Source organism: Mesorhizobium sp. M1E.F.Ca.ET.041.01.1.1 (genome assembly GCF_003997355.1).
Lineage (GTDB): Bacteria > Pseudomonadota > Alphaproteobacteria > Rhizobiales > Rhizobiaceae > Mesorhizobium.
In genome coordinates this window covers 1-6,819 of the sequence record NZ_RZSL01000341.1, presented here as the reverse complement: position 1 = coordinate 6,819, position 6,819 = coordinate 1, and the positions used below count along the sequence as shown (strand labels likewise).

Below are 6,819 nucleotides of genomic sequence, written 5' to 3'. Positions count from 1 at the left end.
CTTTCCCGCATCTCCGAGTTGTTGCTGGACGGTACGGCGGCTCTGGGCCAGGCAAACATTCTTGAACGGGTTCGCGACGGCATTCGCCGCGGTGCCGTTCCGATCGATTTGCGCGGTTACTCGCACATTTTCGTTTCCGGCCCGGCGACTGACGGCAGTTCGCCAGGAGAGCAGGATGAGTTGCCGGAAATCCAGATGGGGCTCCAGGAAACATTCACGCGCGAGGGGCTTCGCAAACTGATCAAGGCTTACGACGCGAAACAGGGTCTAACCGAACTTCGGGCCCGGCTTGGCGAAAAGCACACGTGGAACTCGGTCAGTTATCGTCATCCGGCGCCGCGGGTCGATTGGACCAAGGCCATCACAGAAGAGCATTTGATTGCTGGAAGCGAAAAGCCCATTAGCCACGACTATGATCAGGATGACGATGAGGGCGATCCCGAAGGCGGAATCGTTATTGAGGCCGTAGAACCGCGGAAAAATGATAATGGTTCGGTCGCCGTGAGTGGCGATGGCGGCGGTCTGTCCAGCGGGGAAATCACCCCCGCCCTAGTCTCGAGCCAAATTAACGACGAAGATCAGGCGACCATCTCAGCGCCGTCACAGGCAAACCCGCAACTCCATGCTCCAGCCTTGCCAAGCGGCGACACGACTGCTCCGACGCCCGACAAATTTTCTCGCGCCGGCGGCGAGGTCGGCATCGCCGCTCTCATCGAAGCTCGCGCTCAGAAAGCTCGCGAAAACTCGGCGGACGAACGTGAATGGTTGGCCAGCACAGCACAAAAGCTGCGCTCCGCGCTGCTCGGCTATAATCTTCAGGCCAAGCTCGTCGGCACGCGCCTGACTCCAAACGCCGCGCTGATCCGTTTCATGGGGTCGGATCGTCTGCGCGTCGAAGACATCGAAGCGAAACAATCATCTCTTCTGACGACGCATGGGCTCAGGCTGATCTCGATTTCCCCACTGCCGGGCGAGATCGTCGTGGGCGTAGCGCGGCCGCAGCGACAGGTCGTTTCACTTTGGGATGTTTGGGGCCGACGGGAAATCAATCGCAATGCCGCGGGAGTGAACACGTCCTTCGTGCTGGGCCTGAAGGAGCTTGATGGCGATATTCTCTATTTAAATCTCGGCGGCCCATTCGCTGGCGGGCAACAGCATGAGCCCCACACGCTCGTTGCCGGCGCAACCGGGTCGGGGAAATCCGTGCTGATCCAAGCCCTCCTCCTCGACATCGCTGCGACGAATTCTAGTGATCTGGCACACATCCACCTGATCGACCCGAAAATGGGTGTCGATTACGCGGCAATCGAGAGGCTCCCGCATCTGCAGGGCGGGGTGATTGTCGACCAATCGAGGGCGGTTGAGGTTATGGAGGGTCTCGTCACGGAGATGGAGCGCCGCTATGAGCTGTTCCGGTCCAAGGGGGCTCGAGACATTCGTGCATTCAATTCCAAGGTCGAGGCTGCCGAACGGCTGCCATACGTCTTCCTGGTCCATGACGAGTTTGCGGAATGGATGCTGACGGAAAATTACAAATCTGCGGTGACATCCAACGTATCGCGCTTGGGCGTGAAGGCACGCGCCGCCGGCATGCATCTAATCTTCGCAGCGCAGCGGCCTGATGCGAACGTCATGCCAATGCAGCTGCGTGACAACCTTGGTAACAGATTGATTTTGAAGGTTGCGAGTATCGGAACATCCGAAATCACGCTTGGCGTGAAGGGTGCGGAACAACTTTTGGGTCTTGGTCACCTTGCTGCGAAGCTGAGCGGCGAGCCAACTATAATCTATGCGCAGGCTGCGTTTCTTGCAGATGAAGATATCGACGCCGCGGTCGTTGCAATATCAAAATCAAATAGTGCGATGAGTCGCGATTGAAGGAGACACAGGGTGGGAACATGGAATTCAAGCCCGCATCCAATCTCGGACCTAAGGGATTGGAACTCACTTGGGCGCCTTGAATTGCGGCCTTCCTTTCAGCGGAAGGAAGTTTGGAATCCTGCGGCGCGCATTATGCTTATCGACACCATTCTGAGGCAGGTTCCAATGCCGAAGATGTTTCTTTGGAACGAGGTCCGCAATGAGCACACCCACAGGCAAGTGATTGACGGCCAGCAACGGATCTCAGCGATATTAGCGTTTTTAAGAGACGAATTCGCTTTAGATGAACCATACTCGGGCGAATTCCTCGGTAAAAAATTCAGTGAACTGCCGAAAGAAGTTAAAGATAGCATACTTCTATATAAGATTGACTACAATGAGGCCACTGGGTTTACAGAAGAAGAGGTAAGAGAGGTATACTCTCGTGTAAATAAGTATTCTATGCCGCTGAATAGGCAAGAATTACGCAGAGCTGACTTTCCTGGGAGGTTTCTTGAGCTGTCTACGGATCTCTCCCTAAATGAGTTTCTTGATGCCTCGAGGGTGTTCACCGTCGGCCAGCGAAGGCGAATGGGCGACGTAGAATTCGTGTCTGAGATACTCGCTGGCATGCTTGAGGGGCCGCAAGATAAGAAGGGGGACCTTGATTACTTCTATTCCAGATATGCGGAGTGGAGGCCTGCGGAAGAAGCCAAAGTCAAAGAAGATTTCTTAGCTGTCATATATGACCTGGAAGGCATTTTCGCCCCTGAAAAGTTGTCGTTAGCCAAGACCCGATTTCGGCAGAAATCGGATTTTTACTCGCTCTTTCTGACGATATACGAATTTCGAACCGCCGGAGATAGCTTGGCAGGCAAGGATCTCGAACCACTAAGGGGCGATCTACGGATACTTGACACGAATATAGCGCCAGAGTCCGAAATCGATGTCTTGAGCGAGTATGCGATAAAGTGTGTGTCGCAGGCCAATAGCGTGTCGAGCCGGTCTTGGCGGAAGAACTTTCTCATGGATGTCTTACAAGGAACTTATCGCGGGAGAAAACCAGACGGCACTGTCCGATCAAAGTTCGAGTCCATCGCGGTGCAGCTGGAAAGAGGTGGTGCCCAAGGCAAGCTTTTTGAAAAGTGTATTGGATGCGGCGAGCCACTTCACAACCATACCGCCCACGGGCGGGAATTAGACTGGCCAGTGGACACTCAAGTCTTCCAAATCTCAAACGCTTGTTGGCGCATGCACGGATGCAGGGCGGGGGCCTGAATGGCTTTACTGTTCTCTGGCCGCAGCGAAAATTCAGCAAAAGAAACGATTGTTATTCCGGATGAGCTGCGAACGCCGTTCGGAAAGACATATGAGGTTGGCGAGAGAATCGCTGCTGGGGGAAATGGGGTTGTACATCGGTGTACTGACCTTGGGGATGGTACCGAGTATGCCGTCAAGTTTCTTCTCGACCTACGAGCGCATCGGCGAAAACGTTTTGATCGAGAAAAAACCCTCCTTCAGGGGATCCGGCATGACCATTTAATCGCATATCAAGATGCAGGAAGCATAGATGGTGAGCAGCGAAGGGCGCGTTTATCGCCGCTGATAAAAGATATTCCATATATCGTCATGATGCTGGCCAATGAACCACTGTCATCACTGGTAAAGCGAGCTCCTGTTCCGAATGAGATTTTCCTGGCTCAGTTCCGCGGACTTGCACACGGTCTCGGCGAGCTTCATAGAAGGGCTGTCCATCGTGATATTAAGCCCGACAACATCCTGGTTATGGGCGACCGCTGGGTTCTCAGCGATTACGGCCTATGTGACATGTTCGATCTGCCGGCTGAAGAAAGAATGACCCCTGACTGGGAAATCGTCGGTCCGCGATTTTGGATGTCTCCAGAAGCAAATAACCGTAGCATTGGTCGAGATGACCAGATCAATGCCGCATCCGATGTATTTCAGCTGGCGTCGGTATTCTGGTTTGTAGTCAACCGCAGTCACCCCACAGGGGTTCTTTCCAAAGCTGACTGGAAGGGACCAGAAACACTGTTCGATCCAATATTCAAAGCGCTTCATCACAGCGCTTCCATACGACCGGCTAATGGCGAGGCTTTCGCGATACAGATTGACGAAGCAATTCTAGGGTAATCGCCCCCGATGGTCATTTGTGGCAAACAACGCAGCTGCCGGCCCCTTCGTCAAGGCCGTACACGTCGTCGATTGTCTCTGCGGTCTTTCCCGATAAGGGATTGACCCTCCGGCCGCGCCGTAGCCGTTCCCGGCGTTTTTCGTAATCCGACTTGATCTGTTCGACTCGTTCGGGCGAGATCAACTCCGTAAGACTCTCACCTTGGCTCCATGTGAACGGCGAGCCGTCTCGCAAGGCGGTCTTTTCGTAATCGACGGCCTCGGCAAAGCGATCCGGATGATGTTCTGCGAGCCGAACCCATTCGATCTTCTGCTGGTAGAAGCAGAATGTGCAACCGGACCGGGAACGCCATTGATAGTAGGCCGGCTCACCGACGTCGGACTGCTCGAGTATTTCGATGACGCCGGTGCGATCGACTCCAGCTTCACGAAGCGGAAGATGAACCCGCATGTTTGGGTGTGTGGCCTGGTAGCCTTCGCGACTTGGCTCATCGGCGCGGATGGCGACGTAGGAGTGGACGATCGTCCCGCTTTCGAGATCCTTTTGCAGCCATTGCTCCAGCGGTCGGAGTTTCAGCTGTCGCGTGCACCAGCGGGTACGGGGCGACGGGAGAAAATTGCCATATTCGTCCAACCAGAAATCAAAGTCACGATCGGGATTAAGCCGCTGGATCGGCCGACCCAAGAAGCCTTCGAGCTTATCAAGGAAGCCATAGACCTCAGGCAGTTCCTTACCGGTGTCTGTGAAGAAATATTCTATGGGCAGCTCTGGATGATGCTGTCGCATGTAAACGGCGAGCGCCGCGCTGTCGCGCCCGCCCGAGAGACCGAGGATATGACGTTCCCCACTCATTGCCTGCCAACCTCATCTTCGCCATCGGCTGCCGTCATGGCGACTGCACGCGCAAGGGCAGCAAGCTGCAATCGTCCGCTCTCATTTTCTGATCTGAGCGAAGCTACCAGACGATCAGCCATTCCTGCGGCGGCTAGCTTTTCGCTTTCGCTCAGTTCGAAGCTCCGCATCAACGGCGGCATTTTTGGGTCGAGGCCGACGACAAGTGCCAAGGCTTCGGTCTGGGAGCGTCGATCTCGCACGATTGCCAAAGCCTCGAGCTCCCGGAAACGGCGCCCGTATCGCGCAATTTCCGTCAACGCTTCTTGCCGGTCTCTGTCCGACCAATTCCGGGCGGGGCGGTGCAACAGAACACTGACAGTGCTCTCGATGTCGCCTTTTCCAAGCTCCATCGCCGCGACGCGATCTGCGAACGCATCGAAATTGTAATCGTTCGTCAGGCCTTTGAGCAGCGATGCGCGTTCCGCAATTCCTGCGAAACTCACGGCATCGATTCCGAGCGCCTTTGCAAGTGCCAGACGCAACTCCTCGAGAAGCGCCGGATAGCTCGCTTCGGCCGCTTGAAGGGCACGATAGACGGTCTCTGGGGCGAGCTCTTCACCGAGAGCAGCCGGAAGATCGTCAAACAGAAGTCGCTCGGGATCGTCTGCCTTCGTCACGATCCCGCGGATTTTCACCGCTAAAGGATCGAGTTTGGTGGTGCGTTTTGCGAATTGTGAGAGCTCTTCAAAACGCTGAAAAAGAGCTGCGGCGACGGGCAATGACCCTCCGTGATGGTCAACCCTGAGCAGCTGCGCGAGCCCACTGAGAAACGCTGTTTCGCGCACGGACCGATCGATCCGCCTCAAACGGAAGAGACCAGGCTTCTGCAAAAGCTTGTCGACGACGACATCATCGATTGCTGTTTGATAGACCCCGTCAATATAGACGGCAACGCTCTCCCGCTTGGCGAGCATGTAGGCGAGTGCCAATACGGGCATTACACCGGCTTTGATGCCATAGGGTGGTCGAGCCCACTCCGCATAGACAGCATCGAGGGGCTTTTCGCCTGCGAGGTCGATTACGTCCCACGCTGGGCGGAGCGATGCCCCCTCTCGGCTCTCGTCCGGATCCGAAAAACCGAAGACGCCAGCCTTGACTTCTTTGTGCAGCCCGAACGGTCGAAGCAAGGTAAGGTAGAGGCCGAGCTCTGCAGGATACTGGGTCATTGCTAGCTGCTCATGCGCATGTGAGTTGACCATCGCATGAGCGAGTTCGCGCAAAGCAGCCATGGAATTCGATGATGGTTTGTCGCGCTGGAGCAATTCGCTTTTGATGATCGGCGCCTTCGAGAAACTTGCGTCGGCGAGCGCGCTTTCAACGACCGTTAACTGTGCGCGGACGGCTTGGCTCGGCTGAGGCGCCAGGTACCAGCTTGCATTCTCGAAAGCCGTTTCAAGCGCCCGATAAAGCTGATCGATGCAGTTGGATTGTCTCGCGGCAATCTCCCGCCTCGCTATCCGGTCGCCCTCCAGCTGCGGGTGCTCACGGAAAACGCGTTCAACCGCTAACAACTCTGCAGCCGTTGACCGCAGCGTAAAGCTGTCATTTGCCCCACCTACGGCAATCACACGCTTCTCAGTCGCAAGCGCTTTGGCCGCCTTCTGGGCCAGTTGATTGACGGATTTCGTCGTCAAAGAACCGTCGCCGAGAAGCAATAGCAAAAGGCCGCTGCCATGAAGCGGGCGGGCTAGAATGCCGCTCGTCAAAGACTCGATCGTGTCGTTCCGGCTGACGACCTGCAGCGCTATTTCAAAAGTCCTCAGCGCGCCTTTCTGGAAGTAATGCCGTTTGGCCGTGGCAAAGCCCAAACCGACGCGGCGCGGAATGTCGGCGAGCTCAAGTGAATTCGCCGGTTGGATAGCCCGGCCAATGGCTTCCTCAAGATCGAAGTCGCTGCCGGCAAACAGTGCATA

At 55.7% G+C, this 6,819-nt stretch carries 5 protein-coding genes; 3 read left to right on the top strand and 2 right to left on the bottom strand.

The genetic code is table 11. The features are described from left to right. From EOA38_RS23800 to EOA38_RS23790, 3 genes are all read left to right on the top strand, one after another. Positions 1–1,878: FtsK/SpoIIIE domain-containing protein (locus EOA38_RS23800; protein WP_145966044.1), on the top strand; the 1,878-nt coding region annotated here is incomplete at its 5' end. Between the two features lie 12 nt (positions 1,879–1,890). Continuing rightward, complete coding sequence (locus EOA38_RS23795) at positions 1,891–3,138, top strand: DUF262 domain-containing protein (RefSeq protein WP_127300379.1); 1,248 nt, start codon at positions 1,891–1,893, stop codon at positions 3,136–3,138. Further along, complete coding sequence (locus tag EOA38_RS23790) at positions 3,139–4,011, top strand: protein kinase (protein ID WP_127221962.1); 873 nt, start codon at positions 3,139–3,141, stop codon at positions 4,009–4,011. A gap of 13 nt (positions 4,012–4,024) precedes the next feature. On the opposite strand, the gene EOA38_RS23785 is transcribed toward EOA38_RS23790, so the two are convergent. Continuing rightward, positions 4,025–4,864, bottom strand: coding sequence for a phosphoadenosine phosphosulfate reductase family protein (locus EOA38_RS23785; RefSeq protein ID WP_127221963.1), 840 nt, complete (start codon positions 4,862–4,864; stop codon positions 4,025–4,027). Continuing rightward, positions 4,861–6,819: hypothetical protein (locus tag EOA38_RS39305; protein ID WP_210212982.1), on the bottom strand; the 1,959-nt coding region annotated here is incomplete at its 5' end. The genes EOA38_RS39305 and EOA38_RS23785, both read right to left, overlap by 4 nt.

Coding starts and splice junctions, on each gene's coding strand:
- EOA38_RS23790 (WP_127221962.1), top strand. CDS start 3,139: ATGGCTTTACTGTTCTCTGGCCGCAGCGAAAATTCAGCAAAAGAAACG.
- EOA38_RS23785 (WP_127221963.1), bottom strand. CDS start 4,864: ATGAGTGGGGAACGTCATATCCTCGGTCTCTCGGGCGGGCGCGACAGC.